This is a genomic window from Pseudomonas sp. RT4P38 (assembly GCF_054897765.1).
This window is the reverse complement of record NZ_CM142703.1, coordinates 4,849,581-4,875,229: the sequence shown is the minus strand read 5'-3', so window position 1 is coordinate 4,875,229 and position 25,649 is coordinate 4,849,581. Positions and strand designations below refer to the sequence as shown.

The 25,649-nt window shown below is 58.3% G+C and carries 29 protein-coding genes and 1 pseudogene; 15 read left to right on the top strand and 15 right to left on the bottom strand.

Going from position 1 to position 25,649, the window contains the following annotated elements:
- Nucleotides 1-12 precede the first annotated feature (12 nt).
- A complete protein-coding gene (locus ACYZT7_RS22640) occupies nt 13-381 on the bottom strand; it encodes a VOC family protein (RefSeq protein ID WP_462038292.1) in 369 nt (122 codons plus the stop codon).
- Between the two features lie 180 nt (nt 382-561).
- Between ACYZT7_RS22640 and ACYZT7_RS22635 the strand changes: the two genes are divergently transcribed.
- Nucleotides 562-1,116: a DUF4174 domain-containing protein gene (locus ACYZT7_RS22635; RefSeq protein ID WP_462038291.1), complete on the top strand. Its 555-nt coding sequence runs from the start codon at nt 562-564 to the stop codon at nt 1,114-1,116.
- A 313-nt stretch (nt 1,117-1,429) separates the two neighbouring features.
- The gene (locus tag ACYZT7_RS22630; RefSeq protein WP_462038290.1) at nt 1,430-1,798 is read left to right on the top strand and encodes a DUF6124 family protein; all 369 of its coding nucleotides are present in this window, start codon (nt 1,430-1,432) and stop codon (nt 1,796-1,798) included.
- Between the two features lie 102 nt (nt 1,799-1,900).
- Here ACYZT7_RS22630 and ampC read toward each other — a convergent pair whose 3' ends face one another.
- From ampC to ACYZT7_RS22615, 3 genes are all read right to left on the bottom strand, one after another.
- Nucleotides 1,901-3,040 carry a class C beta-lactamase gene (ampC, locus tag ACYZT7_RS22625; protein ID WP_462038289.1) on the bottom strand — a complete coding sequence of 380 codons (1,140 nt, stop codon included), beginning with the start codon at nt 3,038-3,040 and terminating at the stop codon, nt 1,901-1,903.
- A gap of 133 nt (nt 3,041-3,173) precedes the next feature.
- Nucleotides 3,174-4,517, bottom strand: coding sequence for a glucarate dehydratase (gene gudD / locus ACYZT7_RS22620; protein ID WP_462038288.1), 1,344 nt, complete (start codon nt 4,515-4,517; stop codon nt 3,174-3,176).
- A gap of 37 nt (nt 4,518-4,554) precedes the next feature.
- Nucleotides 4,555-5,898, bottom strand: coding sequence for an MFS transporter (locus ACYZT7_RS22615; protein ID WP_462038287.1), 1,344 nt, complete (start codon nt 5,896-5,898; stop codon nt 4,555-4,557).
- Nucleotides 5,899-6,179: 281 nt separating this feature from the next.
- Between ACYZT7_RS22615 and ACYZT7_RS22610 the strand changes: the two genes are divergently transcribed.
- A complete protein-coding gene (locus tag ACYZT7_RS22610; RefSeq protein WP_462038286.1) occupies nt 6,180-6,893 on the top strand; it encodes a FadR/GntR family transcriptional regulator in 714 nt (237 codons plus the stop codon).
- Nucleotides 6,894-6,963: 70 nt separating this feature from the next.
- Here the strand turns inward: ACYZT7_RS22610 and ACYZT7_RS22605 are convergent, their stop codons facing one another.
- Nucleotides 6,964-7,872, bottom strand: a complete 909-nt coding sequence (locus ACYZT7_RS22605; RefSeq protein WP_462038285.1) for a DMT family transporter — start codon at nt 7,870-7,872, stop codon at nt 6,964-6,966.
- 96 nt (nt 7,873-7,968) lie between these two features.
- Between ACYZT7_RS22605 and ACYZT7_RS22600 the strand changes: the two genes are divergently transcribed.
- Nucleotides 7,969-8,835: a LysR family transcriptional regulator gene (locus tag ACYZT7_RS22600; RefSeq protein ID WP_462038284.1), complete on the top strand. Its 867-nt coding sequence runs from the start codon at nt 7,969-7,971 to the stop codon at nt 8,833-8,835.
- Between the two features lie 228 nt (nt 8,836-9,063).
- Nucleotides 9,064-10,244, top strand: a protein-coding gene (locus ACYZT7_RS22595; RefSeq protein WP_462037539.1) for an IS3 family transposase whose coding sequence is annotated in 2 segments (ribosomal slippage) — nt 9,064-9,328 and nt 9,328-10,244 — 1,182 coding nt in all. Because the reading frame shifts where the segments join, the coding sequence is not laid out codon by codon here.
- 48 nt (nt 10,245-10,292) lie between these two features.
- Here the strand turns inward: ACYZT7_RS22595 and trhP are convergent.
- Nucleotides 10,293-11,618, bottom strand: coding sequence for a prephenate-dependent tRNA uridine(34) hydroxylase TrhP (gene trhP, locus ACYZT7_RS22590; RefSeq protein ID WP_462038283.1), 1,326 nt, complete (start codon nt 11,616-11,618; stop codon nt 10,293-10,295).
- A 175-nt stretch (nt 11,619-11,793) separates the two neighbouring features.
- Here trhP and ACYZT7_RS22585 point away from each other — a divergent pair, with 175 nt between their 5' ends.
- Nucleotides 11,794-12,855 (top strand): AI-2E family transporter, encoded by a 1,062-nt coding sequence (locus ACYZT7_RS22585; protein ID WP_462038282.1) that lies wholly within the window; start codon nt 11,794-11,796, stop codon nt 12,853-12,855.
- On the opposite strand, the gene ACYZT7_RS22580 is transcribed toward ACYZT7_RS22585, so the two are convergent.
- The 3 genes from ACYZT7_RS22580 to ACYZT7_RS22570 all read right to left on the bottom strand — a co-directional run bounded on the left by ACYZT7_RS22580 (nt 12,852) and on the right by ACYZT7_RS22570 (nt 13,949).
- A complete protein-coding gene (locus ACYZT7_RS22580) occupies nt 12,852-13,034 on the bottom strand; it encodes a hypothetical protein (RefSeq protein ID WP_449644004.1) in 183 nt (60 codons plus the stop codon). The two genes, ACYZT7_RS22585 and ACYZT7_RS22580, sit on opposite strands and share 4 nt — an antisense overlap.
- Before the next feature lie 100 nt (nt 13,035-13,134).
- Nucleotides 13,135-13,329, bottom strand: coding sequence for a hypothetical protein (locus tag ACYZT7_RS22575; protein ID WP_449644003.1), 195 nt, complete (start codon nt 13,327-13,329; stop codon nt 13,135-13,137).
- A gap of 233 nt (nt 13,330-13,562) precedes the next feature.
- Nucleotides 13,563-13,949, bottom strand: a complete 387-nt coding sequence (locus ACYZT7_RS22570; protein ID WP_462038281.1) for a hypothetical protein — start codon at nt 13,947-13,949, stop codon at nt 13,563-13,565.
- A gap of 244 nt (nt 13,950-14,193) precedes the next feature.
- Here ACYZT7_RS22570 and ACYZT7_RS22565 point away from each other — a divergent pair, with 244 nt between their 5' ends.
- Together ACYZT7_RS22565 and ACYZT7_RS22560 are read left to right on the top strand one after the other, a co-directional pair.
- Nucleotides 14,194-15,048: a shikimate 5-dehydrogenase gene (locus ACYZT7_RS22565; protein ID WP_462038280.1), complete on the top strand. Its 855-nt coding sequence runs from the start codon at nt 14,194-14,196 to the stop codon at nt 15,046-15,048.
- Nucleotides 15,049-15,060: 12 nt separating this feature from the next.
- Nucleotides 15,061-15,579 carry a cupin domain-containing protein gene (locus tag ACYZT7_RS22560; RefSeq protein WP_462038279.1) on the top strand — a complete coding sequence of 173 codons (519 nt, stop codon included), beginning with the start codon at nt 15,061-15,063 and terminating at the stop codon, nt 15,577-15,579.
- Nucleotides 15,580-15,586: 7 nt separating this feature from the next.
- Here the strand turns inward: ACYZT7_RS22560 and ACYZT7_RS22555 are convergent, their stop codons facing one another.
- Nucleotides 15,587-16,231 (bottom strand): YceH family protein, encoded by a 645-nt coding sequence (locus ACYZT7_RS22555; RefSeq protein WP_462038278.1) that lies wholly within the window; start codon nt 16,229-16,231, stop codon nt 15,587-15,589.
- A gap of 139 nt (nt 16,232-16,370) precedes the next feature.
- On the opposite strand from ACYZT7_RS22555, the gene ACYZT7_RS22550 reads away from it, so the two are divergent.
- Nucleotides 16,371-16,880, top strand: coding sequence for a DUF1993 domain-containing protein (locus ACYZT7_RS22550; RefSeq protein WP_008148402.1), 510 nt, complete (start codon nt 16,371-16,373; stop codon nt 16,878-16,880).
- Between the two features lie 64 nt (nt 16,881-16,944).
- On the opposite strand, the gene sstT is transcribed toward ACYZT7_RS22550, so the two are convergent.
- Nucleotides 16,945-18,177: a serine/threonine transporter SstT gene (sstT, locus tag ACYZT7_RS22545; protein ID WP_462038277.1), complete on the bottom strand. Its 1,233-nt coding sequence runs from the start codon at nt 18,175-18,177 to the stop codon at nt 16,945-16,947.
- A 281-nt stretch (nt 18,178-18,458) separates the two neighbouring features.
- Between sstT and ACYZT7_RS22540 the strand changes: the two genes are divergently transcribed.
- Nucleotides 18,459-19,613 carry an MFS transporter gene (locus ACYZT7_RS22540; RefSeq protein ID WP_462038276.1) on the top strand — a complete coding sequence of 385 codons (1,155 nt, stop codon included), beginning with the start codon at nt 18,459-18,461 and terminating at the stop codon, nt 19,611-19,613.
- A gap of 4 nt (nt 19,614-19,617) precedes the next feature.
- Here the strand turns inward: ACYZT7_RS22540 and nhaR are convergent, their stop codons facing one another.
- Nucleotides 19,618-20,517, bottom strand: coding sequence for a transcriptional activator NhaR (nhaR, locus tag ACYZT7_RS22535; protein WP_462038275.1), 900 nt, complete (start codon nt 20,515-20,517; stop codon nt 19,618-19,620).
- A gap of 134 nt (nt 20,518-20,651) precedes the next feature.
- Between nhaR and ACYZT7_RS22530 the strand changes: the two genes are divergently transcribed.
- The gene (locus tag ACYZT7_RS22530) at nt 20,652-20,894 is read left to right on the top strand and encodes a hypothetical protein (protein ID WP_462038274.1); all 243 of its coding nucleotides are present in this window, start codon (nt 20,652-20,654) and stop codon (nt 20,892-20,894) included.
- A gap of 28 nt (nt 20,895-20,922) precedes the next feature.
- On the top strand, nt 20,923-21,672 hold the full coding sequence (locus ACYZT7_RS22525; protein WP_347805677.1) for a TerC family protein: 750 nt from the start codon (nt 20,923-20,925) through the stop codon (nt 21,670-21,672).
- Between the two features lie 77 nt (nt 21,673-21,749).
- Here ACYZT7_RS22525 and ACYZT7_RS22520 read toward each other — a convergent pair whose 3' ends face one another.
- Nucleotides 21,750-21,920: a hypothetical protein gene (locus ACYZT7_RS22520; RefSeq protein ID WP_462038273.1), complete on the bottom strand. Its 171-nt coding sequence runs from the start codon at nt 21,918-21,920 to the stop codon at nt 21,750-21,752.
- A 167-nt stretch (nt 21,921-22,087) separates the two neighbouring features.
- Between ACYZT7_RS22520 and ACYZT7_RS22515 the strand changes: the two are divergent.
- The 3 genes and pseudogenes from ACYZT7_RS22515 to ACYZT7_RS22505 all read left to right on the top strand — a co-directional run bounded on the left by ACYZT7_RS22515 (nt 22,088) and on the right by ACYZT7_RS22505 (nt 23,348).
- Nucleotides 22,088-22,817: pseudogene (locus tag ACYZT7_RS22515) on the top strand (peptidase C39 family protein).
- A 91-nt stretch (nt 22,818-22,908) separates the two neighbouring features.
- Entirely contained in the window at nt 22,909-23,115 is a 207-nt protein-coding gene (locus ACYZT7_RS22510; protein ID WP_449643993.1) for a DUF6021 family protein, read from the top strand.
- Between the two features lie 17 nt (nt 23,116-23,132).
- Nucleotides 23,133-23,348 carry a hypothetical protein gene (locus tag ACYZT7_RS22505; protein ID WP_462038272.1) on the top strand — a complete coding sequence of 72 codons (216 nt, stop codon included), beginning with the start codon at nt 23,133-23,135 and terminating at the stop codon, nt 23,346-23,348.
- Between the two features lie 54 nt (nt 23,349-23,402).
- On the opposite strand, the gene pbpG is transcribed toward ACYZT7_RS22505, so the two are convergent.
- Both pbpG and folD read right to left on the bottom strand, forming a co-directional pair.
- Nucleotides 23,403-24,341: a D-alanyl-D-alanine endopeptidase gene (pbpG, locus tag ACYZT7_RS22500; RefSeq protein ID WP_462035721.1), complete on the bottom strand. Its 939-nt coding sequence runs from the start codon at nt 24,339-24,341 to the stop codon at nt 23,403-23,405.
- A 238-nt stretch (nt 24,342-24,579) separates the two neighbouring features.
- Nucleotides 24,580-25,434, bottom strand: coding sequence for a bifunctional methylenetetrahydrofolate dehydrogenase/methenyltetrahydrofolate cyclohydrolase FolD (folD, locus tag ACYZT7_RS22495; protein ID WP_462038271.1), 855 nt, complete (start codon nt 25,432-25,434; stop codon nt 24,580-24,582).
- Between the last annotated feature and the right edge of the window lie 215 nt (nt 25,435-25,649).

The following is a 25,649-nucleotide window of genomic DNA, read 5'->3' as shown; positions in this document are numbered from 1 at the left end:
GGCTGACGCGGCCTAAGGCCGGGTCATGATCTCCAGCAGATGCCCGTCCGGGTCATCGAAATAAACCCGCCGGCCACCGCCGTAATCGTTGATCTGGTTCGGTCGCTGCTTGCCAGGGTCGGCCCACCAGGGTTGCTTTCGTGCTTGCAGGCGGGCGAAGGCGGCATCGAAATCGTCGTCACCGATCAAAAACGCGTAGTGCTGGGAGGCAATCGGCGGGTCATTGTCGTAGAAGTCCAGCGACACACCGTTGTCGAACGTGACGATCAGCATCGGGCCGAAGGGTTCTGGGCTGGGCAGGCCGAGGATTTCTGCCAGGTAGTTTGCGGATATCTGCTTGTCGCGGCACCAGACAATGGTGTGGTTCAGCTGAGCGCTCATACAGAGATCCTCACGGCGGATCAGGGCTTTGTTGTTGAGCTATGAGATTAGCTCAGCCTGTTGCGCAATGACCGCCCTGACCTAAGCTTTGGGCAAGGCTAGACACAATTGCGGTGCGTCACCCGGAACGAACGCCGCGATGCGCAATCATTAGAGCGTGGATATCAAAAGGAGATGCGCATGCTCATCAGGTCATTGACCCTGACTACCCTGCTGGCTTTCACCGGCCCCTTGTTCGCCGCCAATGGCGACTCACCTCTGGATATGGACAAGGGCAGGGCGCGGCCACTGATTGTTATTGCTTCCAGCACGGTTGATCCGGTGTGGGTTGGCCTGAAAAAGTCGCTGGCCGATCCGGCCTACAAGGAGGGTGTCGCCCAACGCAATATCAGGGTGTACACCGTGCTGAACATGTTCGGTCAGCTCGACGGCAAGGATCTCGGCCAACAGGACACCATGGCACTGATCCGCTCGCTTAAACTCGGTGCGGGGGCGTTGCCCAAGGTTATCCTGGTGGGCAAGGACGGCGAAAAGAAATTCGAGAGTTCGGGGGATGAATCAAAATCGGTCGATTTGAAGAAAATTTTCGAGACCATCGACGCGTTGCCAGTGACCGAGAAAGAAGCTGCAGCGCCGACGGTCGCGACGCCCGTTGTAGCCGAACCGGCCGCCAAGGGTTCCAAAAGCGCAAAACCGGCCAAACCCGCCAAGCCCCCTGAAATGCCGGATGATTAAACGCAGACTTTTGTAGCCGCTGGCGCAGCCTGCGCCAGCTGCTACAACAATGAAAAATGGGCGACCTCTGGAGGTCGCCCATTTTTTTGCTCGGCTGTTGCTAAAAAACCGGGTGTTCCAGGGTGAGATGTATTGGCTTCTATTGGTCTCGGAAATTTCCTGCAAGTCCTGTCGGACTTCATGAACTGGTTTCTGTCAGAGCGCACCGCTAGCCTTCGTCAGCCACCGCAAAATCGCGGTCGGACGTGGGAGTCCGCGACACTGAGGGATCCAGGGACGAAAAACACCACTGGCACAATAAGGAGCCTCGTCTGTGAAAAAATTCAGCAAGAATCAACCGCAAACCCTAACCGACGCCGATCATCTCGGTCCCGCGAAGCTGTGTGAAACCTCAAAAGACGCAGTCATTCGAAATCCCAGGCGTACCGCCACGACCAAGCAGATCTTCACTGTTGCCCCCGGTGTCGACACACTAGCCCTGCTAAATCAGGCCTGTGAAACCCTTGCCTCCCTGAATGTCCTGATTGCGAATTTTACCGGCAAACTGGAAGGCTCGAACCGCAATGTGCTGCTGTCGATTCAGCAATTGGCGTCGGTCGCCGAGTTGTTGGTGAATCAGGCACGGGAAAATCTTGATCCGAGAAGCGATGCGCCTGACGCTCAGCCGCCGACTCGGCATTGAGCTGACGCAGTAACGGCAATGGGCGACCTCAAGGGGGCGCCCATTTTTATTACTGACATTGACACCCGCGCGACAGGCAAGTGATTGTCTCCAGAGAACGATCTATTTGAGTAGTGCGCTCAATATTTTGTGAGCGATCTTGATCCGCTCAGGGTTCGGGTAGTTTTTGTTGGCCAGGATTACGATGCCGATGTCTTTCGACGGAATGTACGCCACGTAAGTCCCGAAGCCGCTCGTTGAACCGGTTTTGTTGATCAGTACGTTTTTCGGTTGAGGTTGCGGCGGGTTCAGCCACTGGACTTCGTGCGCCTCCATCGCCATCTGCGTCGAGTTGCCAGCCAGCAATGTATCGAGGGTGACCGGGTAGTTGTAGAACTCCCAACCCAACCCCTGAGTCATCTCGCCCACTTTGTAGTAACCGGAATGCGTCGTGGCGACTGCCCGCTGCAGCGGATCTTCAAGGCTGGTCGGTTTCATGTTCGCTTCAACATAACGAATCAGGTCCGCGGCGCTGGTTTTCACGCCATAAGCCTCGGAATCCAGTGCCCCCGGCCCAACCCGCACAGGCTTGTCATCCTTGTTGTAACCCTGAGCGTAAAGCCCCATTTGAGTCTGCGGCACCTTGAGATAGGTGTGCTTTAGCCCGAGTTTCGGCAGCAGAGACTTCTCCATCAGCTCATCAAACGGCTGGCCCATGCTTTTGGCCGCCAGATAACCGAACAACCCCAGGCTCGGGTTCGAATACTGCCGATGGGTGCCGGCGGCATAGGTCGGTTTCCACTGTTTGAAATAGCCGAGCATCTTGTCCGGTGCATCGGCATCTCCGGGGAATTGCAGCGGCAGGCCGCCAGCACTGTAGGTGCCCAGTTGCAGCACGCTGATGTTATCGAACGCGCTACCATGCAGTTCCGGCAGAACGCTGCTGGCCTTGTCGGACAGGGACAGTTTGCCGGTGGCCTGAGCGTAGGCGGCGAGGGTAGCGGTGAAGGTTTTGCTCACCGAACCGATCTCGAACAGGGTGTCTTTGGTGACGGCTTTGCCGTTTTCCTTCGAGGCCACGCCGTAGTTAAAGTAATGCGATTGGCCGTTGACGGTGATGGCCACGGCTATTCCGGGAACGGCCTGGGCTTGCATGACCGGTCGTATGGCGGCATTCACAACCGTCTCGATTTGATCCTGTGCGACACATTGGCCGGTGGCGAGTACCGCCACGCAAACGGCGAGAGTCTTCAGCCTATCCATGTTGTTTTGTCCGTCATTGATTCGATTGAGCGCCATTTTAGGGTGTTAAACGCTACGCTCCGAGCGGTTTTCAAACCCAGCCGCCCATAGACGAGCCGGGCTGATTGTTAATAGGCCAGGCGCGACCGCTGAATTAGCGCACCAGGCACGGCCGCTTGTTATCGAATTTCCATCCCGGAATCAGAAACTGCATCGCCACGCTGTCATCCCGCGCGCCCAATCCCATGCCTTCGTACAGCTCATGGGCCTTGGCCAACTGATCCATGTCCAGTTCGACGCCCAACCCGGCCTTCTTCGGCACCTGCACGCAGCCGCCAACGATTTGCAGCGGCGCTTTGGTCAGGCGCTGACCGTCCTGCCAGATCCAATGCGTGTCGATGGCGGTGATTTCACCCGGTGCGGCGGCCGCGACGTGGGTGAACATGGCCAGGGAAATATCGAAGTGGTTGTTGGAATGCGAGCCCCAGGTCAGGCCCCACTCATGGCACATCTGCGCCACGCGGACCGAACCCTGCATCGTCCAGAAATGCGGGTCGGCCAGCGGAATGTCCACTGATTGCAACTGGATCGCGTGGCCCATTTCCCGCCAGTCGGTAGCGATCATGTTGGTGGCGGTTTTCAAACCCGTGGCGCGACGGAATTCAGCCATGACTTCACGGCCCGAATAACCGTTTTCCGCGCCGCACGGGTCTTCGGCGTAAGCCAGGACGTGATGCTGATCCCGACACAGTCGAATGGCTTCCTTGAGTGACCACGCGCCATTCGGATCAAGGGTGATGCGCGCATCGGGGAAGCGTTCGGCCAGGGCGGTGACGGCTTCGATTTCTTCATCGCCACTGAGCACGCCACCCTTGAGTTTGAAGTCCTTGAAACCGTAGCGGGCGTGGGCGGCTTCGGCCAGGCGCACCACGGCGTCGGCGGTCATGGCCTTTTCGTGACGCACGCGGAACCAATCGTTGTCGGCGTCCGGTTCGCTGCGGTAGGCAAGATCGGTTTCGTTGCGATCACCGACATAAAACAGATAACCCAGCATCTTCACTTCATCGCGCTGCTGACCTTCACCGAGCAGGGCGGCCACCGGCACGTCCAGGTGCTGACCCAGGAGATCAAGCAGCGCAGCTTCAAGGCCGGTGACGGCGTGGATGGTGATGCGCAAATCGAATGTCTGTAACCCGCGACCGCCGGCATCGCGATCGGCGAAAGTCTGGCGCACTTGATTGAGGATCTTCTGGTAGGTGCCAATCGGGTTGCCGACCACCAGGCTGCGCGCATCTTCGAGGGTCTGGCGAATGCGCTCGCCGCCCGGTACTTCACCGACGCCGGTGTGGCCGGCGTTGTCCTTTAGGATCACGATATTGCGGGTGAAAAACGGCCCGTGAGCGCCGCTCAGATTGAGCAACATGCCGTCGTGGCCGGCCACCGGAACAACCTGCAGGCTGGTGATGATCGGGGCTTTGGCGGTTTCTTGTGTGTTCATTGTTATGTCCTTCAAAACAGTGCTCTTACATGAGTGTTCAGGCGTGATTGGGCGCTGGTTTGGCCAGTGCAGCAGGTGCGGGTTTCGGTTTATTGCGTGCGGCGAAGACGATGATCGCGGCAATGATCGAGGTCGCGGCCAGGCCGTACAGCCCGCCCTGAATCGAGCCGGTGCGTTCTTCGAGCAGACCGAACGTGGTCGGTGCGACGAAGCCGCCGAGGTTGCCCACCGAGTTGATCAGCGCGATCACACCTGCAGCGATCCGTGCATCCAGATAGGCCTGGGGAATCGGCCAGAACAGCGACGACGCCGATTTGAAACCCAGCGCAGCAAAGCAGATCGCAACGAAAGCGAAGATCGGCCCGCCGGTGGTGGACATGAACATTCCGGCTGCCGCGATCAGCAGGGCGGTGGCGACCCAGGCTTGTTGATACTTCCATTTGGCCGACAGCGAAGCGAAGGCGTACATGCCGACGATCGACAGCAACCATGGAATCGAGTTGAACAACCCGACCTGAATGTCGCTGAGGTCGCCCATCTTTTTGATGATGCTCGGCAGCCAGAAGGTCGCGGCATAGATGGTCAATTGGATGAAGAAATAGATCAGGCAGAACAGGATGATCTGGCGATCCTTGAGCAGTGTGCTTAAGGAAGGTTTGATCGGCGTCGCGGCTTCGCGGGCCAGTTGTTCGTCGTCGATGGCTTTGACCAGAGCGTCCTGTTCTTCACGGCTCAGCCATTTCGCGTCGTGGGGTTTGGAGTCCAGCCAGAACCAGACGAACACGCACAGCCCGACAGAGAACATCCCTTCGATGAAGTACATCCATTGCCAGCCGTGCATGCCGAATCCGCTGATTTGAAGCAGCAGCCCGGACAGCGGACCCGAGATCAGCGACGCAATGGCCGAGCCGCTGAGGAAGATGGCAATCGCCTTGCCGCGCTCCACGCCGGGCAACCAGCGGGTGAAGTAGTAAATCACTCCGGGGAAGAAACCGGCTTCGGCCACACCCAGCAAGAATCGCAGAATGTAGAAGTGGGTTTCGTTCTGGATGAACGCCATGCAAGCGGCGACCAGGCCCCAGGTCAACATGATGCGGGTCAGCCAGATTCGCGCACCGACTTTTTGCAGGAGGATGTTGGAGGGAACTTCAAACAGCGCGTAACCGATGAAGAACAGACCGGCGCCAAGGCCGTAGGCGGCAGCGCCGATGCCCAGGTCATGTTCCATGTGGGCGCGGACGAAGCCAATGTTCACGCGGTCGATGTAGTTGACGATGAACATGATCACGAACAGCGGCAGAACATGGCGTTTCACTTTCGAGATGGCGGACTTCAGGACCGAATCGGCGCCATCGTTCATCCCGGATATGGATGTATTCACTGCGTTATCTCCCACTGATTATTTTTATGCGGGGTGTGGCTGGGTGTTGCGATGTTGATAGACATCATACAACTACGTTTTTTCATCCCGCAAGAGTTGTAGCCCAACAAAACGGCGATTTACAGAGCATTTATTATTCTTCTGCGGTAATGAGCGGCCTTTCCTATGGTCTCGAATACCCTGTTTGTTGAGTGTTGTCATACAAGTTGGTGGGTGTTTACTTGAGATTCCCATCGAGCGCAGTGCTACGATTCCGGTAGCCCTGCTTCCGGATGATCGCCATGCAAGAAGACCTTGACGCGCCTGCCCGCAAGCGCACCCACAATCTGGCCCATGACCTGGTCGCCAAACTGACCCAGAGCATCCTGCTCGGCCAAATGCTGCCCGGGGACAAGCTGCCGTCCGAGAACACGATTGTTCAGGAGCATGGGGTCAGTCGCACGGTGGTGCGCGAGGCGATCTCGAAGTTGCAGGCGTCCGGGTTGGTGGAGACCCGGCACGGTATTGGCACCTTTGTTATTCAACGAGCACCGGAGCAGGGACTGCGGTTGAACGTCGATACCGCGCTGGGGGTGCGCAGCATTCTGGAGTTGCGCATGGGCCTGGAAACCCAGGCCGCCGCACTGGCTGCAAGCCGTCGCACGGATCATCAATTGGCGCAGATGCGCGAAGCGCTGGACGACTATCAAAGCCTGCTGGCCAACAACGACAGCTGCGTCGAAGCCGACAAGCGCTTCCACTTGCTGATCGCCGAAGCCACCGGCAACGTGTGCTTCACCGAAATCATGCAGCACCTGGGCAGCGCCATGATCCCGCGCACCCGCGTCAATTTCGCCGAGCGCGGTGCAGTGGACTTGAGCAAACTCGGGCAACTGGCCAACCTTGAGCACGAGGCCATTCTCAATGCGATCAAACGTCAGGATCCAGATGCGGCGCGGGCGGCGATGTGGCTGCACCTGACCAACAGCCGCGACCGGTTTTCGACAGAGCGCTGACCACCGCCGAGATCCCTGTGGGAGCGAGCTTGCTCGCGATAGCGCCAGACGCCTCAACGCAGATCAACGATCAGATGCTAGCCACCTGAGCCACCACCCGCCGCTCCAGATTCAACGCCAACACGCTGACCAGCACCACCAGCGCGCCAACAATGATCATCAACGTCGGCCGTTCGCCCAGCGCAAAAGACGCAATCGCCATGGCTGTCGGTGGAATCACATACAGCGTCATCGTTGCCCGGCTCAGATCTACGTGGGCCAACACATACGCCCAGGCGAGATACGCGAGGGCGCTGGGGAACACGCCCAACGCAACCACCGCCAGTTGCACATGAGCCGGTGCACTGACCACCTGATGCGCAAGGCCGGGTAGATAAATCAACAGCAGCGCCGTCCCGGCCCAGACGGTGTAACACACCAGCGTCAGCCCGTCGTAACGCCCGGCGTGATGCTTGTGCAACGCGAAATAAATACTCCAGGACACTGCCGCCAGCAGAATCAACAAGCCGTGGGCGCCGATGCTGCCCAGTCCGTGATCGCCGGCCACCACAATCACCACGCCGATCAATCCCAGCAAAACACAGCCCCAACGCCACACGCTCACCCGGTCCTTGAACACAAAGCGCGCCAGCAGTGTGCTGAACAACGGCGTCGATTGTGCCAATACACTGGACGCTCCGGCGCTGACACCTTGTTGGCCGAAATTGATCGCCACGTGATGCAGGCTCACCGCAAAGAAACCGAGAGCCAACAGCAGCGGCAGGTCGCGAAGGTTCGGCAGGCTGATGCCTCGGAACACTGCGACCACCGCCATGAATGCCGATGCCACCAGAAACCGCAGCAGCGCCAGATGTCCGGGGTCGTAGGTTTGCAGGCCGATGTGAATGCCGGTCGGTGAGTAACCCCAGCAGCCGACAACAAATGCCATGGCCAGGATGATTTTGATGGGAGAGTCGGGGGAGGGCGTGAGTGGCTTCATGGTCGGGCACCTGTGAGCGGATACACCGAGTATCAGAAGCCTGACCGCTCTCCACAACTGACTTATACTGCGTTAACTATTCACTTTGGGTGATGTATGGAGCTGGCACAGATTCGCATGTTCAAGACCGTCGCCGAAGTCGGCAGCATCGTCCGGGCGGCTGAACTATTGCATTGCGTACCGTCGAACATCACGGCACGGATCAAGTCCCTGGAAGCGGAGCTGGGTGTCGCGCTGTTTCTACGCGAGGGCCGAGGGCTGCGAATCAGCCCGGCGGGGCAAACCTTCCTGGCTTATGCCTCGAAAATTCTCGCCCTGACGGTTGAAGCCAAGCGCGCGGTGGACCCTGCGGCCGAGCCGTCCGGACCGTTGCGCATTGGCGCCATCGAGTCGTCGGCGACCGGTCGTTTGCCGCGGCTGCTGGCCAAATTCCACAAGCATTACCCAGCGGTTGCGCTGGAACTGACCACCGGCAGCTGGAGCCAATTGCTCGACGACACACTCAATCACCGACTCGACGGCGCGATCGTCGCGGTGGATGTCGAGCGCTCACACCTCAAGCGCACGCCGATGTACCGCGAGGAGCTGCTGCTGATTGCCTCGACGTCTATGGGGCCGGTACGTGACATCGCGGATTTGCAGGACAAGACCGTGTTTATGTGGCCTCAGGGCTGTCCCTACCGGGCGGCGCTGGAGCAATGGTTGCTGCGGCAGGGGCAGGCGTTGCCGATCGTCAGCCTTGCCAGTTACGGGGCGATTGTCGGCTGCGTCAGTGCTGGGGCTGGTGTCGCGCTGGTGCCAAAAGGCGTGTTTGATCAGTACGCCAAAGGGGCGGGTTGCGCAGGATTTGTGTTCCCCGAGCTGACGGCAATCGACAACCTTTTTTACTGGCATGAAAACGCCGGGGTTCACCCGGCGCGGGAGGCGTTTGTGGGGATGTTGCGGGAGGAGTTTGCGGCGTAATAGGCGTCGGGTCTGAAAGCCACCCCTCATCGGAACGCGGCCCGCCCATCCCTCTCCCCACGGGGGAGAGGGGGAAAGGGGGCCGATCTCTGTTGATGTCAGAGCCTGAGTTCGACTCGGTTTTTCAGGTCGATGTAGCTTGAAAGAACACATCGGTCAGTCCCTGCAGTGGTCTAATTTCCCCAGACACCCCGATAGGTGGAAAATACATCTACCGAGGAGTTTTTCATGACCGACAAACGCAGAACATTCGACGAGAGCTTCAAGCTACAAGTCGTGAAGATGATCAAGGACCAAGGCGTGACCGTTCCGCAGGTCTGCCTGGATCTCAATCTTGGTGAGACGGCTGTGCGCCGATGGGTGCGTCAGTACGATGCGGAGATACTGGGAGAGACCGGCATCGGTAAGCCATTGACCGCCGAGCAACAACGTATTCGCCAGCTGGAGCAGGAAAACCGCCAGCTCAAGATGGACAATGACATCTTAAAAAAGGCTACAGCCTTCTTTGCCCGCGAGCTGAAGTGACTTATCGGCTGGTCAAACAGTTGCAACAGAAGGCTTACTCCGTAGCGCATGTCTGTCGTGTACTCAACGTCAGTCGATCCGGTTTCTATGAGGCTCGCAAGCGTGTTGCTGCGCCGGCATCTATTTGTCCGGTTACGGTTCAGCTCAGGGCTTCGTTTGAGGAAAGTGGAGGCTGCTTCGGCAGCCGCCCGTTACGCAATGCGTTGCGTGGCAAGGGCATGGTGGTGGGTCTTTATAAAATCCGCCGATTGATGCGTGCCAACGGTCTGCGCTCGGCCTGGAAGCGCAAGTTTGTCCATACCACCGACAGCAACCATGACCTGCCCATTGCCGAAAATGTGCTCAACCGTCAGTTTGACCCCGTGGCGCCGAACAAGGCTTGGGTGGCTGACATTACCTACATCCGGACCCGCAGCGGCTGGTTATACCTGGCGGTGGTGTTGGACTTGTACTCCCGTAAAATCGTCGGCTGGTCCATGGCCCCGAACATGCCGGCGGAGTTGGTGTGTAGCGCAATGCAGTTGGCCATCGCGCAACGTCAACCGCCACCGGGCCTGATCGCTCACTCAGACCGTGGCAGCCAATACGCCAGCGCGAGCTATCGAGCGTTGCTGGCGCGAAATGACATGCAGCAAAGCATGAGCCGCAAAGGTAACTGTTGGGATAACGCGGTAATGGAACGCTTCTTCCTCAGCTTGAAAATGGAGCGAGTGTGGCGACGTGACTACGCAAACCACGGCGAAGCAATCCGCGACATTACTGAGTACATCGTTGGGTTTTACAACAACAAACGGCTGCACTCGAAACTAGGCTATTTGCCACCAACCGTTTACGAACGGGTGATGGCATCAAAACCACCTATCGAGGTGTCCGGAATTAGTTGACCACTACACCCCTCTACCTCTGGGAGAGGGTTAGGGTGAGGGGGGGATTTAAGCGACACCCACATCCCGCATCAACAACCCAAACCTCAAATCCACCGCATCCGGAATCGGCAGATACACCGTGTGCCCATCCCCAGGCGCCACCTCGATCGGCTCGCCTTTAACGTTTTGCAGCTGCTGCAAGTCGAATTGGAAGTTGCCCTTGGGCGTCATCAGTTCCATGTGATCGCCCAAGCCAAATCGATTCTTCACCTTGACTTCCGCCATCCGGTCACGTCGCTCACCGGTCAGCTCGCCAACAAACTGCTGCCGTTCCGACACCGAACTGCCGTGCTGGTAGTTCTGGTATTCGTCATGCACATGCCGACGCAGAAAACCTTCGGTGTAGCCGCGCTGGGCGAGGGATTCCAGATCCGTCATCAGGCTGCGGTCGAACTCGCGACCGGCCACCGCGTCGTCGATCGCCCGGCGATAAACCTGAGTGGTCCGCGCGCAATAAAAGTGGGATTTGGTCCGGCCCTCGATTTTCAACGAGTGCACACCCATCTGTGTCAGGCGCTTGACGTGCTGCACCGCACGCAGATCCTTGGCATTCATGATGTAGGTGCCGTGTTCATCTTCAAAGGCCGGCATCAGTTGGTCGGGCCGGTTGGCTTCCTGCAGCAGGAAGACCTGATCGGTCGGGGCGCCGATGCCCAGGGTCGGTTCAGGCTGGAAGGTCTGCACGATCTCGCCCAGCTGATTTTCCGTGGCCGGCTGCGCCGAATATTTCCAGCGACAGGCATTGGTGCAGCTGCCCTGATTGGCGTCGCGCTTGTTCATATAGCCCGACAACAGGCAGCGACCGGAATAGGCCATGCACAAGGCGCCGTGGACAAACACCTCCAGCTCCATCGCCGGGACCTGCTCGCGGATCTCGGCGATTTCTTCCAGGGACAGTTCCCGCGACAGGATGATCCGGCTCAAGCCTTGTTGCTGCCAGAACTCGACACTGGCCCAGTTCACCGTGTTGGCCTGCACCGACAAGTGGATCGGCATCTGCGGGAAATGCCGACGGACCAGCATGATCAGACCCGGGTCGGACATGATCAGCGCGTCCGGCGCCATGGCAATCACCGGCGCCAGGTCTTTGAGGAAGGTTTTCAGTTTGGCGTTGTGCGGGGCGATGTTCACTACCACATAAAAGCGCTTGCCCTGAGCCTGGGCCTCGTGAATGCCGAGGGCGAGATTGGCGTGATCGAATTCGTTATTGCGCACCCGCAGGCTGTAACGCGGCTGGCCGGCGTACACCGCATCGGCGCCATAGGCGAAGGCATAACGCATGTTTTTCAGGGTGCCCGCGGGGGCGAGCAGTTCCGGGGGGAGCAGGGTCATGGCAGTGTCGGTCACAAAAGCCGCCGAGAATAAGCGGCTTGCCCCAAAGATTCATTGATCTGGATCTATGCTTGATGAACAAACGGATGGCACTCGCGCGAACCGTGGCGGACTAAGCATCAGGACGGCTCTTCAGTACAAGAGCCTGCGCCCCGCGGACTGACACGGATCGGACATGAACGAAAAGACACTGCAAAACAAATCACTGGCGATTTTACTGGGACTGGTCACCGCCGCTTTCATCTGGATTTTGCTGCCGTTTTACGGTGCGGTGTTCTGGGCGGTCATCCTCGGCATCCTCTTCGCGCCCCTGCAACGTCGACTGCAACTGAAGTTCGGCTGGGAGCGCAACTTGACGGCGCTGCTCACCCTGAGCATCTGCCTGGTGAGCGCGATCCTGCCGGTGATCATCCTCAGTATCTTGCTGGTTCAAGAAGGGGCCGCGCTGTACAAGAGCATCGAAAGCGGTGAACTGGACATCGCCGGGTATGTGACGCATTTCAAACACAGCCTGCCGCCGTACTTTCAGCATGTGCTCGATCGGGCCGGGGTTGGTGAGCTGGACGGGTTGCGGGAGAAAATCATCAAGAGTGCAGTGACAGGCAATGAGTTCATCGCCAACAAAGCCTTCAGTTTTGGTCAGGGTACGTTCGAATTCGTGGTGGGTTTTTTCATCATGCTCTACCTGCTGTTCTTCTTTCTGCGGGACGGCGCCGAACTGGCGCGAAAAGTTCGCGCCGCTGTGCCGCTGCAGGAGCACCAGAAACGTCGCTTGCAACTCAAGTTCAATCGCGTGGTGCGGGCGACAGTGAAGGGCAACCTCCTGGTGGCAATCACGCAAGGCGCGTTGGGCGGTTTGATTTTCTGGTTTCTGGACGTCCCGAGCGCGTTGCTCTGGGCGGTATTGATGGCGTTTCTATCCCTGTTGCCAGCGGTGGGGGCGGGGATCGTCTGGGCACCGGTGGCGGCGATTTTCCTGTTCTCCGGGGCGATCTGGCAGGGCGTGGTGCTGGGGCTGTTCGGGGTATTTGTGATCGGCCTGGTGGATAACGTGCTGCGACCGATCCTGGTGGGCAAGGATACAAAGATGCCGGACTATCTGATCCTTATCTCGACCCTTGGCGGTCTGGCGGTCTTCGGCCTCAATGGTTTTGTGATCGGGCCGCTGATCGCCGCGCTGTTTATGTCGAGCTGGTCAATCTTCATTGAAACCAAGCCGCGGGTGCAGCTGCCTTAAACGCTGAGTTGGCCTTGGCCGATACGTTGCGACAATGCCTGGGCGGCTGGCAGCGAGGTGAGCGGGCCGCTGATCGGTTCGCCGTCCTGCACCAGATACCAACAGGCGAGCAATCCCAGCTCTCTGAGCGGTGCGGGAACGGCGCTGCCGATAACGGACATGATCTGAACCTGGGACATAAGTACCTCCATCAATCTATGGAGCTACCTTACGGACCGGACACTTGAACGGACAATCAACGCTTTCGATAGTCTTCATTGACGCCAATGAGTTATCGGTTCAGTCGACCACCAGATCCAGCATATGAACCACTTCCTGCTCGTTGAGCAGGCCTTTTCGCACCAGGTTTTCTGCCAGCAGCGAAAGAAACTTGGCGCTGCGATGGCCTTCCAGGTGCTTGAGTTCGGTCAGTGTGTTGTACACCTTGCTGGAAGTGCACAAGCCGACAATGCGGTGCGGATTTTGCGTGGGCATGAGGTCGTCCTTGTTTTTATCAACCTGTTGTTAGCGGACAGATCCAAGAGTGCGGACCTGACATGACATAAATATGACCGTTTTCCCCAAAGCGGGGGAAGGCTGGCGACTCAATCTTGCCAACTTGAACCGCAAAGACTGTCCCGACAGCGACCTTGGCGAGATTTATCCAGACCTCTACCGACAGACGGTCACAAAAAGGCCCCGCTGATGAGGCGGGGCCTATGATTCTGTTACCAGCGGTCATAACCGTGGGGGTGGCCGTAGTAACCACGCGGTGGACCGTAGTAACCACGTGGTGGCCCGTAGTAACCACGTGGCGGACCATAGTAAACCGGTGGCGGGCCGTAATAGACCGGTTGTTGCACGTAGACCGGGGCCGGCTGGTAATAAACCGGTGGAGGTTGTTGTACGTAAACCGGCTGAGGCTGAGCGTAAACCGGTTGCTGCACATAGACCGGGCGGTTGCTGTTGATGATGGCCGAACCGACGATGGCCGAGCCGACGATCGCACCAAACACCGCCGGACCTTGCCAACCGTGACCGCCGCCAGCTTCTGCCTGCCCTGCGATAGCAAAAGCACCGATCAGCAAGGCCACTGTGGGGATTTTACGGATCATGATAATTCCTCGGTTCTTCGACCCGGCGCTTGCGTCTGCAATAGACCCAAGGATTGTCGCGGGGATACTTCTAAGACAGCGTTTTTTTTAAAATCAGCACAGCCGTTGGGTAAATTTTGTGTAAGGTCTGTACTAGCATCTTTACGGTCCAGTGATGCCGCGTGCAGACACGCCGTTATGATCGATCAGACCCGATGGATGGCTAATCCCGTCCATCTGAAAGTGCTATTCAAGGAGATTTTTCATGCAGATGAACCCCAACAGAGACACCCAGCTGTGCATGTCGCTTTCCGGGCGCCCCGGCAATTTTGGCCTGCGGTTTCACAATCATCTGTATGAGCAACTGGACTTGAATTTTTACTACAAGGCCTTCAGCAGCCAGGATCTGCCAGGCGCCGTTGGCGGCATTCGCGCCTTGGGGATTCGTGGTTGCGGCGTGTCGATGCCGTTCAAGGAGGCGTGCATTGCGCTGGTCGATGAACTGGACCCCTCCGCTGCGGCGATTCAATCGATCAACACCATCGTCAACACTGACGGCCATCTCAAGGCTTACAACACCGACTACATCGCGATCGCCCAGTTGCTTGACACCCACCAGGTGCCGAAGGAATCGACCTTTGCCCTGCGCGGCAGCGGCGGCATGGCCAAGGCTGTGGCCAGTGCCTTGCGCGATGGTGGCTACAAAAATGGCCTGATCGTTGCCCGTAACGAGCGTGCCGGACGTGCGCTGGCCGAATCGCTGGGCTATCAATGGCAAGCGGAGCTGGGCTCGAAGCGCACGCAGATGCTGATCAACGTCACACCGATTGGCATGTCCGGCGGCCCCGAGGTCGATCAGCTGGCGTTCGATGCTGAAACCATTGCTGCTGCCGAGACTGTCTTCGATGTAGTGGCAGTCCCCTCGGAAACGCCGTTGATTGTGCGCAGTCGTGCTGAAGGCAAGCGAGTGATCACCGGGCTGGAAGTGATCGCGATCCAGGCGCTGGAGCAGTTCGTGCTGTACACCGGCGTGCGGCCGACCGATGAGCAGTTTCACAACGCCGTGGAATTTGCCCGCAGTAGCCTTGGCTATCCTGCTGCCCAACAAGCGAAACCGTGACCGAGGTTATTCATGCATCCTGCCATTCTTAATCTGGATCAAGCCGAACTTGAGGCGCTGCCCGAAGCGTTTGCCCCTACGGGAAACACCGCCGACCGCTATCAGCAGCGGCAGGCGCGCATCGGCCAGCAACTCGGCGCGCAGAAATTGGGTTATCGCCTGTACGCGCTGGAACCGGGGATGCGTGGCAGCCCGTTTCACAGTCATAGGGTCAACGAGGAGATGTTTTACATCGTGGCCGGGGAAGGGGAGATTCGCTTGGGCACAGAACGCTTTCCCGTTCGCGCCGGGGATGTCATTGCCTGCCCGCCGGGCGGCCCTGAAACCGCACACCAGATCATCAACACCAGCAACGGTGAGCTGCGCTACCTGGCGGTCAGCACCCAGCAATCACCCGAGATTTGCGAGTACCCGGATTCCGGCAAGTACGTGGTGATGGACGACTTCAAGGTCGACGCCGAAGGCAATGCCTCGGGCTTCGTCGCCGTCGCCAGGCCGGCTGACGGTGTGGATTATTGGGACGGCGAGTAGCGCAGGGTTATTCGAGGCGGGCCAGGCGCTCTTCCAGCGCCGCAATCCGCGCCTCAAGTTCTTCGACCCGCTCAACCGATACGCCGCCCGTGCCACGTTCGACCGGGTTCTGCCGTGCCGCCAGAATCACTTCGATGTCCGCCGGGTCACCCAAGGCGTGCATGTAGCGGTCTTCCCGCTGACCGGCCTGGCGCGCAATCAACAGCGCCAGACCTCGAGCAATCAAGCGTTCCAGCTGGTGCACGACCTGTTCGGCGTCTTCGAAGTCATGCATTCGGCCGCTGCGGGTCAGCAGTTCATTGACCGTTTGCGGACCGCGCAGGAACAGCAGCCCAGCAAGAATGACCTGCGCCGGCACCAGTTCCAGCGCCTTGTCGACCTTATGTTCCCAGCGATCGGCACGACTGCCCATCACCAGTTTGGTAAAACCGCGTCCTTCGAGGGCGCGCAGACTCTGGCCGACCTGACCCTGGGTAAGGTTCATCACCGGCTCGCGGCTGGTTTTCTGGTTGCAGGCAATCACCAGCGCATTGAGGGTCAGTGGATAAGTTTCCGGGCTGGTGGCCTGTTTTTCGATCAACGAACCCAGAATGCGGATTTCCGTGCTGTTGAGTCGCGGCTCGTTGAAGGTCGTTTCTTGCTCAGTGCTCATCGCGCTTTTCCCTATGCAGTCGAAGCATGCAGTCGAAGCCGCCTAGCCTAATCCTTGCAGGATAAAAGACAAGCCGCAGGAGGGGCGGGGATGGCTATAATCGCCTCACGTTTCCCTCCTGTCACAACACGAGACTGCCATGACTATTTCTCTGTACGCCGCTTCCGTTCCGGTTTTCAAACAAATGCTCAACGCCCTGAGCGATGTTTTGAACAAGGCCGAAGCCCACGCCACCGCCAAGAACATCGACCCAAACGCTTTCTTGCAGGCCCGTCTGTACCCGGACATGTTCCCGCTGGTACGTCAGGTGCAGATCGCCGTTGATTTCGCCAAGGGCGTTTCGGCGCGTCTGGCCGAAGTAGAACTGCCGAAATACGACGACACCGAAACCACCTTCGCCGAGCTGCAAGCGTTGATCGCCAAGGTGCTGGCCTTCATCGGCGAGATCAAACCAGAACAGATCGACGGCAAGGAAGGCATCGAGATCATCACCCGTCAGGGCACTCCGAAAGAGAAGCGCTTCACCGGCCAGGCTTACCTGCTGAGCTACGGCCTGCCGCAATTCTTCTTCCACGTCACCACCACCTACGCACTGCTGCGTCACAACGGTGTGGAAGTGGGCAAGCGCGATTACATGGGCGCGTTCTAAACCGCCCAGGTACAAAAAAGCCCGCCAAGGTGTGAACCTTGGCGGGCTTTTTAGTGCGCGAGTTTTACGCCAATCGCTGGGCTTTCTCGTCTTCACCCAGGCACGCCGCCGCCGTGAACAATACGTCGGTGGAGGAGTTCAGCGCGGTTTCCGCCGAGTCCTGCAACACACCGATGATGAAACCGACCGCCACCACTTGCATGGCGATTTCACTGGGAATGCCAAACAGGCTGCACGCCAGTGGAATCAGCAGTAACGAGCCGCCAGCGACACCCGAAGCACCACAGGCACAAATCGCTGCGACGATGCTGAGCAGAATGGCCGTCGGAATGTCCACGGCGATGCCCAAAGTATGTACGGCCGCCAGGGTCAGCACAGTAATGGTGATCGCCGCGCCGGCCATGTTGATGGTCGCGCCCAATGGGATCGACACCGAATAAGTGTCTTCGTGCAGGCCCAGGCGCTTGCTCAATTCCAGATTGACCGGAATGTTCGCCGCCGAACTGCGGGTGAAAAACGCGGTGATGCCACTTTCCCGCAGGCACATCAGCACCAGCGGATAAGGGTTGCGACGCAGTTTCCAGAACACGATCACCGGGTTCATCACCAGCGCCACAAAGAGCATGCAGCCCAGCAGCACCGCCAGCAGATGCACGTAGCCGATCAAGGCGCCGAAACCGGATGTGGCGAGGGTCGAAGCGACGAGGCCAAAGATCCCCAGCGGCGCGAAACAAATCACCAAACGCACGATCAAGGTCACGCCATTGGACAGGTCGCCCAGCACTTCGCGCGTCGTGTCACCCGCATGACGAATGGCAACGCCCATGCCAATCGCCCACGCCAGAATGCCGATGAAGTTGGCATTCATCAGCGCGCTGACCGGGTTGTCGACCACGCTCAGCAACAGGCTTTGCAACACTTCACTGATACCACCCGGCGCGGTGACTGCAACGTCGTGAGTCGCCAATACCAGGCTCGAGGGGAACAACGTACTGGCGACAACGGCCACCACCGCCGCCGCAAAAGTCCCCAGCAGATACAGAAACAGAATCGGCCGGATGTGGGTTTCCTGGCCGTGCTTATGGTTGGCGATCGAGGCCATGACCAGCACGAACACCAGAATCGGCGCGACTGCTTTCAGTGCCGATACGAAGACTTTGCCGATGAACGCAGTGGACTTCGCCACCTCCGGCGCGAACAACGCCAGGGCAATCCCGGCGATCAGGCCGATGATGATTTGGGTGACCAGGCGGGTGCGTTTCAGGCGTAACCATAGCGAAGGGGATGAAGCGGTCATAAAACGGCATCTCTGATTTTTTTAGGTGCGGGGGTATCGCGACATCAATGCCAATCAATGGCCGATGAATAGGGTGTACATATCGCAGGGCGCGGACTTTATCACAGCGTGGCCTTTATCCTTCAAACCTGTGACGATCTGCCGCCCGAGGGGTCAACGAGATCGGCAGCTTCGTGCAACCCTGATTGGAAACACTCTGTTAAGATTCGCCATCCTCATTTTCAAGTCATGCCAGTGGGCCTTCGGGTTATCGCTGGTGTCGTCGTTTTCTGGAGTTCTGCATGTTGTTGCCCATCCTTCTGTTGTCTGCTGCCGGTTTCACGGTGCTGACCACGGAATTCATCATCGTCGGCCTGTTGCCGGCCATCGCTCGAGACCTTGACGTCAGCGTCCCCCAAGCGGGTTTGCTGGTGACCTTGTTCGCCTTCACGGTCGCCGCATTCGGGCCGTTCCTGACCGCGTATTTCGCCCGGTTCGAGCGCCGCAAGTTGTTCATCTCGGTGCTGATCATGTTCGGCCTGGCCAACACTCTCGCGGCGTTTGCGCCGAACATTTGGGTAATGGCCATTGCCCGGTTGATTCCGGCGCTGGGCTTGCCGGTGTTCTGGGCGCTGGCCAGTGAGACGGCGGTGGGCATTGTCGGCCCGGACTATGCCGGCCGCGCCATCGCCAAGATCGGCTTCGGCATTGTCTGCGCCACGGTGTTCGGCATCCCGGTGGGCACACTGATCTCCGATGCATTCGGTTGGCGCAGTGCCTTTGGCATTCTGGCGGTGATCGCGTTTGCCAAGGCGTTGCTGCTGTTTATCTACCTGCCGAAAACCAATCTGCATCAGCATCAAGTGAGTTTCCGCTCGCAGTTAAAGATCTTGCGCAGCCCGCTGATGGTGGGGCATGTGCTGCTGTCGATCCTGGTGTTCAGCGGCATGTTCACCGCTTACACCTATCTGGCGGACATTCTTGAGCGACTGGCCGGTTTTAACGGCACGGTGGTCGGCTGGTGCCTCATGGGCTTCGGCGCGGTCGGGTTGATCGGCAACTCACTGGGCGGCCGCGCGGTGGATCGTCATCCGTTGATCGCCTCGATGATGTTCTGCGCGTTCATGATCGCCGGCATGGTGGCATTGGTGCCAAACATTCATTCGCCGCTGGGCTTGGCAGCGGCGATGGGGATTTGGGGCGTGACTCAGGCGGCGTTGTTCCTGGTCAGCCACGTGCGCCTGATGAAGGTTGCGCCTGAGGCGCCAGCCTTTGCCGCATCGCTGAATATTGCGGGCGCTAACCTCGGGATCGGCTTGGGCGCGATGGTGGGCGGGCGAGTGATCGACAGCGTTGGCCTGGGTGGCCTAGGTTTCGCGGCCGCCGGTTTTATCCTGGTCTCGATCCTTGTGGCGATGGCGCTGATGACCTTCAAGCCCCGCGAAGTCTGCGCCTGACGCTTCAAAGCTCGGTGAACAGTTCGCGTCGGGCACCTTCGGTAATGGCCACAATGCCGGGGTGCTTGACCTTGCGTTCCACCGAAATGGCGTAGAACGATTCGGTGACCGCGTCGGTCTGGCCAATCAACTCCACGCCGTATTGGCGCATCACTTCATCGGCAATCACGCTTGGGCCGATGAAAATCCCGCTGCCGGATTGACCAAAAGCCTGCATCAAGGCGCTGTCATCGAACTCGCCGACGATGCGCGGCTGGATCTGCTGCTCGGCAAACCAGCGCTGCAAGCGACTGCGCACCACGGTCTCTGGGCCGGGAATCAATAGTGGTGCGCCGTGCAGGCTGCGGGGGAAGTCCTGACCGTAGCGCGCCGCCAATTCAGCGGTGGCAAAGAAGCTGATCCCGCATTCCCCGAGTTTCTGGCTGTAGCCCTTGATGTCCAGGTGCGATGGCATCGGGCTGTCGGAGATGACCAGGTCCAGGCGCTGGATCGCCAGGTCGGCGAGCAGGCGTTCGAGTTTGTCTTCGCGACAGGTGATGCGTAGCGGCTCACTCAATTCCATGGTCGGCGCAATCAGTCGATAGACGATGGATTTGGGCACCACATCGGCTACACCTACCCGAAACAGAATCTGTTGTTCGTTGGGCTGAGCTCGCAGCATCAGCTCCAGTTCGCCGCCCAACTGAAACATTTGCTCGGCGTAGGGCAGGGTCTGACGCCCGGCTTCGGTGAGCTCCAGCTGCCGGCCAACCCGGCGAAACAGCTCGATGCCATAGGTTTGTTCGAGCAGGGAAATCTGCCCGCTGATGGTCTGCGGCGTCAGGTTCAGCTGTTCGCAGGCGCGCACTATGCTGCCGGTCTTGGCCACCACCCAAAAGTAATGCAGCTGTCGATAGTTGAGCATGGCGACCTACAGTTCGTTAAAACCGAAGTATAACCGCTAAAAATACGAATTTTCCTGAAGTGTTTGCCTCCTTAGAATGCTCCGCTATCGACGGGTGGCCTTTTCGCCCTGTCTGTTCTATCGAGGAAAGCATCATGAAGCTTAAAACCACGGCACTGCTGATTACGTCTTTACTGGTATTGGCCGGTTGTGACCAGGCCGAGAAAAGCGCTCAGCAATTGATGGGCAAGGCTGCCGAAACCGCCAAGCAGGCGATCGATGACACCCACAAAGCCGCAGAGCAGGCAATCAGTGACGCCACTGGCGGGCTGATCAGCAAGAAAGAACAACCGGGCGAAGAGAAAACGAAAACCGAATCGTCGTCCCAGGAAATCTAAACCGTCTTAAAAGAGTCAGGACTGACCCATGGAATACCTTTTAGAACTTGCTGCAAGCCCCACCGCCTGGGTCGCCCTGGCCACGTTGATCGTCATGGAAATCGTGCTCGGCATCGATAACCTGATCTTCATTTCGATCCTGACCAACAAGCTGCCCGAGCAGCATCGGCAGAAGGCGCGGCGCATCGGCATCGGCATGGCGCTGATTCTGCGACTGGCGCTGTTGAGCACCATCGCGTTCATCGTCCAGTTGACTGAGCCTGTGATCGACATTCTCGGCCATGCGTTCTCCTGGAAAGACATGATCCTGATCGCCGGTGGCCTGTTCCTGTTGTGGAAGGCGACCACCGAGATCCATCACAGCATGGACCCGGCACCGGATGATCCGAAGTCGGCTACTTCGGCCGTGACGCTTGGCTTCGCTGCCGCCATCGGTCAGATCCTGATGCTGGACATGGTGTTCTCCATCGACAGCATCATTACCGCTGTCGGCATGACCGAGCATCTACCGATCATGATCATCGCAGTGGTGGTGTCTGTGCTGGTGATGTTGCTGGCGGCTGATCCTTTGGCCAAGTTCATCAACGACAACCCGACGGTGGTCATGCTGGCGCTGGGCTTCCTGATCATGATCGGCATGACGCTGATTGCCGAAGGCTTCGGCGCCCACGTACCGAAAGGCTACGTCTACGCGGCCATGGCGTTCTCGGCGACGATCGAGGGTTTGAACATGATGTCGCGGCGGTCAAAGCAAAAGCGTGTAGCTACTGAAGCTTAACGGGCGATAAACGAAACGGCCGCCTGCGCTCGAAAGAGGGCAGGCGGCCGTTTTTTTTGCTGTTAAAAAAGTGCCAGTCAGTGCGCGCTGGCGTGGTGTGCAGTGGTTTCATCCGTTTTCACCGCCGGCGTCGATTGAGCAGGGTGGTGATGGTGCCGACGGGTAATTCGCAGGACTCCCCATAACATGGCGGCGGCAACGGCCAGCCAGCCAGAAATCAACATCACAATGGTCATTGCCAGGCTCATCAGTGCCTCCTCTTCGCCCTGCTGCGGGCACACACTCTTTGCAAATGACAGTCTAGTCGCTGCTGTGTTTCAGGCTATTGACCAAAGGTCGGCTGTCACCAATCAGTTCGCTCTATCGAATCCAATCATCTGCCGGTTAAGGCTATACCGCCGCCGCTCGGCGTCCTATGATCGATGGCCAAGCCGGGAGCGCGAATGCCTGGCGTCCAAATCAAGAGAGTGATGATGGTGCGGGTATTTTCTCGAATTCGATCTTTGGTGCTGGTCGTTGGCTGCGTTGCAGGTCTGGCCGGCTGCGCGGGGAGTGTGGCGCCTGAAGTCAAGCGCCTGCCGGAGCGTGTGGAGCTCAGTGGCACGTTCTACCGTGGCGTGGCGAATCAAAGCGGGCCGCAAGTGCTGGCCAGCCTGTTGTCCCAGCAAGGCATTGTGATTACCCCAGGTTTGCTCGAAAAGCCTTTGCATTTGCCGGGGGCCGAAGCCCAGTTGCAGCAGAACATGCAGAACCTTGCCCGCGAGTACGGCATGGTCGTCTATCCCCTCGACAGCAATCTGCCAGCGTTGTTGACCCAGGTCGCGGCTGGATATCCGGTGATGGTGCGCTTTACTGAAGGCTCGGCGTTCTGGGCTGAACCCCGTTACGCCATTCTTGCCGGGTACAACCGCCAAAAGCGCACTGTGCTACTGCGCTCGGGCATGAATCGACGGGAGTCGATGGGCTTCGGTTCGTTTGAATCGGCGCTCAAGGATGCCGGTGGCTGGGCCGTGCTGATTCAGAAGCCGAATCAGCTGCCGGCTAATGTCGATCAGCAGCGATGGCTCAAGGCTGCGAGCGAGCTTGCCCAGGCAGGTCAGGAGCAAGCGGCAGCCAGGGCGAAGAAAGCGCTGAACGCGCAATAAGTCCGTTCGTCATCTGTCGGGCACCCCTGCACGTTGCCGACTTCTAAGGTATAGGGCCCGGATTTCTACGGGCTGTGACCAGGAGGCGCCCATGGCACATTCCAATACCCCCGTAGGCCCGCACTCGTCCGAGCATTCGTCGGGCGATGAGTTGGGGTTCGACCCCGATTCACCGGACCTCGCCGATCCTCAGGTCGACCCCATCGGACCCGCCAAGGCCCCCAGGGATGTGAAGCCGGGCGACAATCCCAAGGCGCCTGCGAAGCCTTACGATCCACTCGCCGATCTGAAACCCTGAGCCTTAGTGAGGTGCGTATGTCTACCGATTCGAGTTTCAACGACAAACGTCCGGACAGCGTTCCAACCACCCCTGAAAACGACATCGATCCCGTGTTGGATCCGGACAGTCCGTTAAGGGATCCTCTGGCCAGACCTGTGGTAGTGCCGACGGAGCATCCACAGGGCTGGAAAGACCCGAGTGCCGGGGACGGCATTCCGGGCGACGATCAGATGCCGCTGCCCAATGATTAACGCAAGACGAAAAAAAGCCCCGAATGATCGGGGCTTTCTTTTTCTGTCGCTTATTTACTTCGAGGCTTCAACTACGCCGCTCTGACGATGCTTGAGGTTCTTGTCGGATTTGTACTGCAAGGCTACAGACGGCACGTTCGTGCCCTTGCCGGTTTCCACCCAGTTGCGAATGCGGCTGGCATCGGCAAAGTGTGTGTACTTGCCAAAAGCATCAAGAATCACCAGCGCAACCTGGCGATTACCCATGCTGGTGACCAGCACCAGGCAGTGACCGGCCTCATTGGTGAATCCGGTTTTCGTCAGTTTGATGTCCCAGTTTGGCTTTCTGACCAGGTGGTCGGTATTACGGAAACCCAGGCTGTAGTTGGGTTTGCGGAACGAGACGGTTTTTTCCTTGGTCGTGCTCAGCTCAGTCAAAAGTGGATACTTGTGCGCGGCGATCAACAGTTTGCTCAGGTCGCGGGCGGTGGACACGTTGCGAGGGGAGAGCCCGGTTGGCTCGACGAAGTGGGTGCTGGTCATGCCCAGTGCCTTGGCTTTGGCATTCATCGCTGCAATGAACGCAACATAGCCGCCACGGTAGTGATGGGCAAGGCTCGCGGCAGCGCGGTTTTCCGAGGACATCAGGGCAATCAGCAGCATTTCCCGGCGCGGTAGTTCGCTTTTGAGTTTGACTCGGGAAAACACGCCTTTCATTTCCGGCGTGTCGCTGATGTTGATGGACAGGTATTCGTCCATGTTCTGATTGGCTTCGACCACGATCAGGCCAGCCATCAGTTTGCTGACGGAAGCGATCGGCACAACCACGTCAGGGTTGCTGGCATAGATGACTTTGTTGGTCTGCATATCCATCAGCAACGCGCTGCCGGAAGCGATCTTGAGTTGTGAGGTGTCGCGGGGCGCCGAGGTGGTTTCGGCGGCGTTGGCTATTGGCGTGATGAACGTCCCTGTAAATGCAAAAAATAGGCTCAGGATGGAAAGACGGATTTTCACGCTGGCAGACTCATTAGGTGTGGATTAGCCGTTCTGTAACGGGTTGTTTCTTCAAACCGACGCATTTTAGGAGTATGGCTGAAGAACTGTCGATGGTTGTTCGAAGATCAGGTGAAAGGCCTTGAAAACCTGCGCTAAACGGGGAATTTCCGGCGAGTGGTAGCGGTTTTTGGTCAGGCAAAAAGAACCCCGCCATTGGCGAGGTTCTTTTGTTTGCCGCGGCTGTAAAAACAGTGAATCAGCTGTGCAGGGTTTCGGCTGCATACAGCGTATTTTCAAGCAGGCAGGCACGAGTCATCGGACCAACGCCACCCGGGACTGGAGTGATCCAGCCGGCGCGGGGCAGGGCGGTTTCGTAGATCACGTCACCGACCAGTTTGCCGTCTTCCTGGCGGTTGATGCCGACGTCGATCACGATCGCGCCTTCCTTGATCCATTCCCCCTTGACCAGCCCCGGCTTGCCGGCGGCGACCACCACCAGGTCGGCACGGCCGACATGGCCCGCCAGATCCTTGGTGAAACGGTGGGTGACAGTCACGGTGCAGCCGGCCAGCAGCAATTCCATCGCCATCGGGCGGCCAACAATGTTGGAGGCCCCGACAACCACGGCGTTCATCCCGTAAAGATCGACACCGGTGCTTTCCAGCAACGTCATGATGCCTTTAGGGGTGCACGGACGCAGCAGCGGAATACGCTGGGCCAGGCGGCCGACGTTATAAGGGTGGAAACCGTCGACGTCTTTGTCTGGACGAATGCGCTCCAGCAATTTGGAGGCGTCCAGGTGTTCAGGTAAAGGAAGCTGAAGCAGAACGCCATCAATCGCCGGGTCATCGTTCAGGCGATCGATCAGATCGGTCAGCGCTTCTTGAGTGGTTTCGGAAGGCAGGTCGTAGGCTTGGGAAATGAAGCCGACCTCTTCACAGTCTTTACGCTTGTGCGAGACATAAACCTGAGAGGCGGGATCGCTGCCGACCAGGATCACCGCGAGGCCGGGCGTGCGCAGACCTTGCTGGCGACGCTCGTTGACGCGTTTGGCGATCTGCTGGCGCAGGCTGGCGGCGATCGATTTGCCGTCGATTAGTTGTGCAGTCATTGCGCGTGATTAACCATCGAGAGGGGAAAAAAAGAGAACGCATTCTCGCATGTCATGAGGTGAGGGCAAAGGCGCTTGGTCTGCAAATTCCCCTAACCCCTTTAATTAAATGAATTTTTTTTAAAAAAGTGTTGACGACCTTCAGGGTCACCTATAACATTCGTCGCACTTGTCGGGCACAGCCTAGCACTGGTTAAGAAGGTCGAGCAGGGTTG

Excerpts from the sequence above, each read along its gene's own strand:
- ACYZT7_RS22565 (WP_462038280.1), top strand. The coding sequence starts at position 14,194 with ATGCAGATGAACCCCAACAGAGACACCCAGCTGTGCATGTCGCTTTCC.
- folD (WP_462038271.1), bottom strand. The coding sequence starts at position 25,434 with ATGACTGCACAACTAATCGACGGCAAATCGATCGCCGCCAGCCTGCGC.
- ACYZT7_RS22600 (WP_462038284.1), top strand. The coding sequence starts at position 7,969 with ATGGAGCTGGCACAGATTCGCATGTTCAAGACCGTCGCCGAAGTCGGC.
- ACYZT7_RS22525 (WP_347805677.1), top strand. The coding sequence starts at position 20,923 with ATGGAATACCTTTTAGAACTTGCTGCAAGCCCCACCGCCTGGGTCGCC.
- ACYZT7_RS22555 (WP_462038278.1), bottom strand. The coding sequence starts at position 16,231 with ATGAGCACTGAGCAAGAAACGACCTTCAACGAGCCGCGACTCAACAGC.
- ACYZT7_RS22505 (WP_462038272.1), top strand. The coding sequence starts at position 23,133 with ATGTCTACCGATTCGAGTTTCAACGACAAACGTCCGGACAGCGTTCCA.
- ACYZT7_RS22510 (WP_449643993.1), top strand. The coding sequence starts at position 22,909 with ATGGCACATTCCAATACCCCCGTAGGCCCGCACTCGTCCGAGCATTCG.
- trhP (WP_462038283.1), bottom strand. The coding sequence starts at position 11,618 with ATGACCCTGCTCCCCCCGGAACTGCTCGCCCCCGCGGGCACCCTGAAA.
- gudD (WP_462038288.1), bottom strand. The coding sequence starts at position 4,517 with ATGAACACACAAGAAACCGCCAAAGCCCCGATCATCACCAGCCTGCAG.
- ACYZT7_RS22575 (WP_449644003.1), bottom strand. The coding sequence starts at position 13,329 with ATGCCCACGCAAAATCCGCACCGCATTGTCGGCTTGTGCACTTCCAGC.
- ACYZT7_RS22530 (WP_462038274.1), top strand. The coding sequence starts at position 20,652 with ATGAAGCTTAAAACCACGGCACTGCTGATTACGTCTTTACTGGTATTG.
- ACYZT7_RS22640 (WP_462038292.1), bottom strand. The coding sequence starts at position 381 with ATGAGCGCTCAGCTGAACCACACCATTGTCTGGTGCCGCGACAAGCAG.
- ACYZT7_RS22635 (WP_462038291.1), top strand. The coding sequence starts at position 562 with ATGCTCATCAGGTCATTGACCCTGACTACCCTGCTGGCTTTCACCGGC.
- ACYZT7_RS22540 (WP_462038276.1), top strand. The coding sequence starts at position 18,459 with ATGTTGTTGCCCATCCTTCTGTTGTCTGCTGCCGGTTTCACGGTGCTG.
- ACYZT7_RS22610 (WP_462038286.1), top strand. The coding sequence starts at position 6,180 with ATGCAAGAAGACCTTGACGCGCCTGCCCGCAAGCGCACCCACAATCTG.
- ACYZT7_RS22560 (WP_462038279.1), top strand. The coding sequence starts at position 15,061 with ATGCATCCTGCCATTCTTAATCTGGATCAAGCCGAACTTGAGGCGCTG.
- ACYZT7_RS22570 (WP_462038281.1), bottom strand. The coding sequence starts at position 13,949 with ATGATCCGTAAAATCCCCACAGTGGCCTTGCTGATCGGTGCTTTTGCT.
- ACYZT7_RS22580 (WP_449644004.1), bottom strand. The coding sequence starts at position 13,034 with ATGTCCCAGGTTCAGATCATGTCCGTTATCGGCAGCGCCGTTCCCGCA.
- sstT (WP_462038277.1), bottom strand. The coding sequence starts at position 18,177 with ATGACCGCTTCATCCCCTTCGCTATGGTTACGCCTGAAACGCACCCGC.
- ACYZT7_RS22585 (WP_462038282.1), top strand. The coding sequence starts at position 11,794 with ATGAACGAAAAGACACTGCAAAACAAATCACTGGCGATTTTACTGGGA.
- ACYZT7_RS22520 (WP_462038273.1), bottom strand. The coding sequence starts at position 21,920 with ATGAGCCTGGCAATGACCATTGTGATGTTGATTTCTGGCTGGCTGGCC.
- ACYZT7_RS22605 (WP_462038285.1), bottom strand. The coding sequence starts at position 7,872 with ATGAAGCCACTCACGCCCTCCCCCGACTCTCCCATCAAAATCATCCTG.
- ampC (WP_462038289.1), bottom strand. The coding sequence starts at position 3,040 with ATGGATAGGCTGAAGACTCTCGCCGTTTGCGTGGCGGTACTCGCCACC.
- nhaR (WP_462038275.1), bottom strand. The coding sequence starts at position 20,517 with ATGCTCAACTATCGACAGCTGCATTACTTTTGGGTGGTGGCCAAGACC.
- ACYZT7_RS22550 (WP_008148402.1), top strand. The coding sequence starts at position 16,371 with ATGACTATTTCTCTGTACGCCGCTTCCGTTCCGGTTTTCAAACAAATG.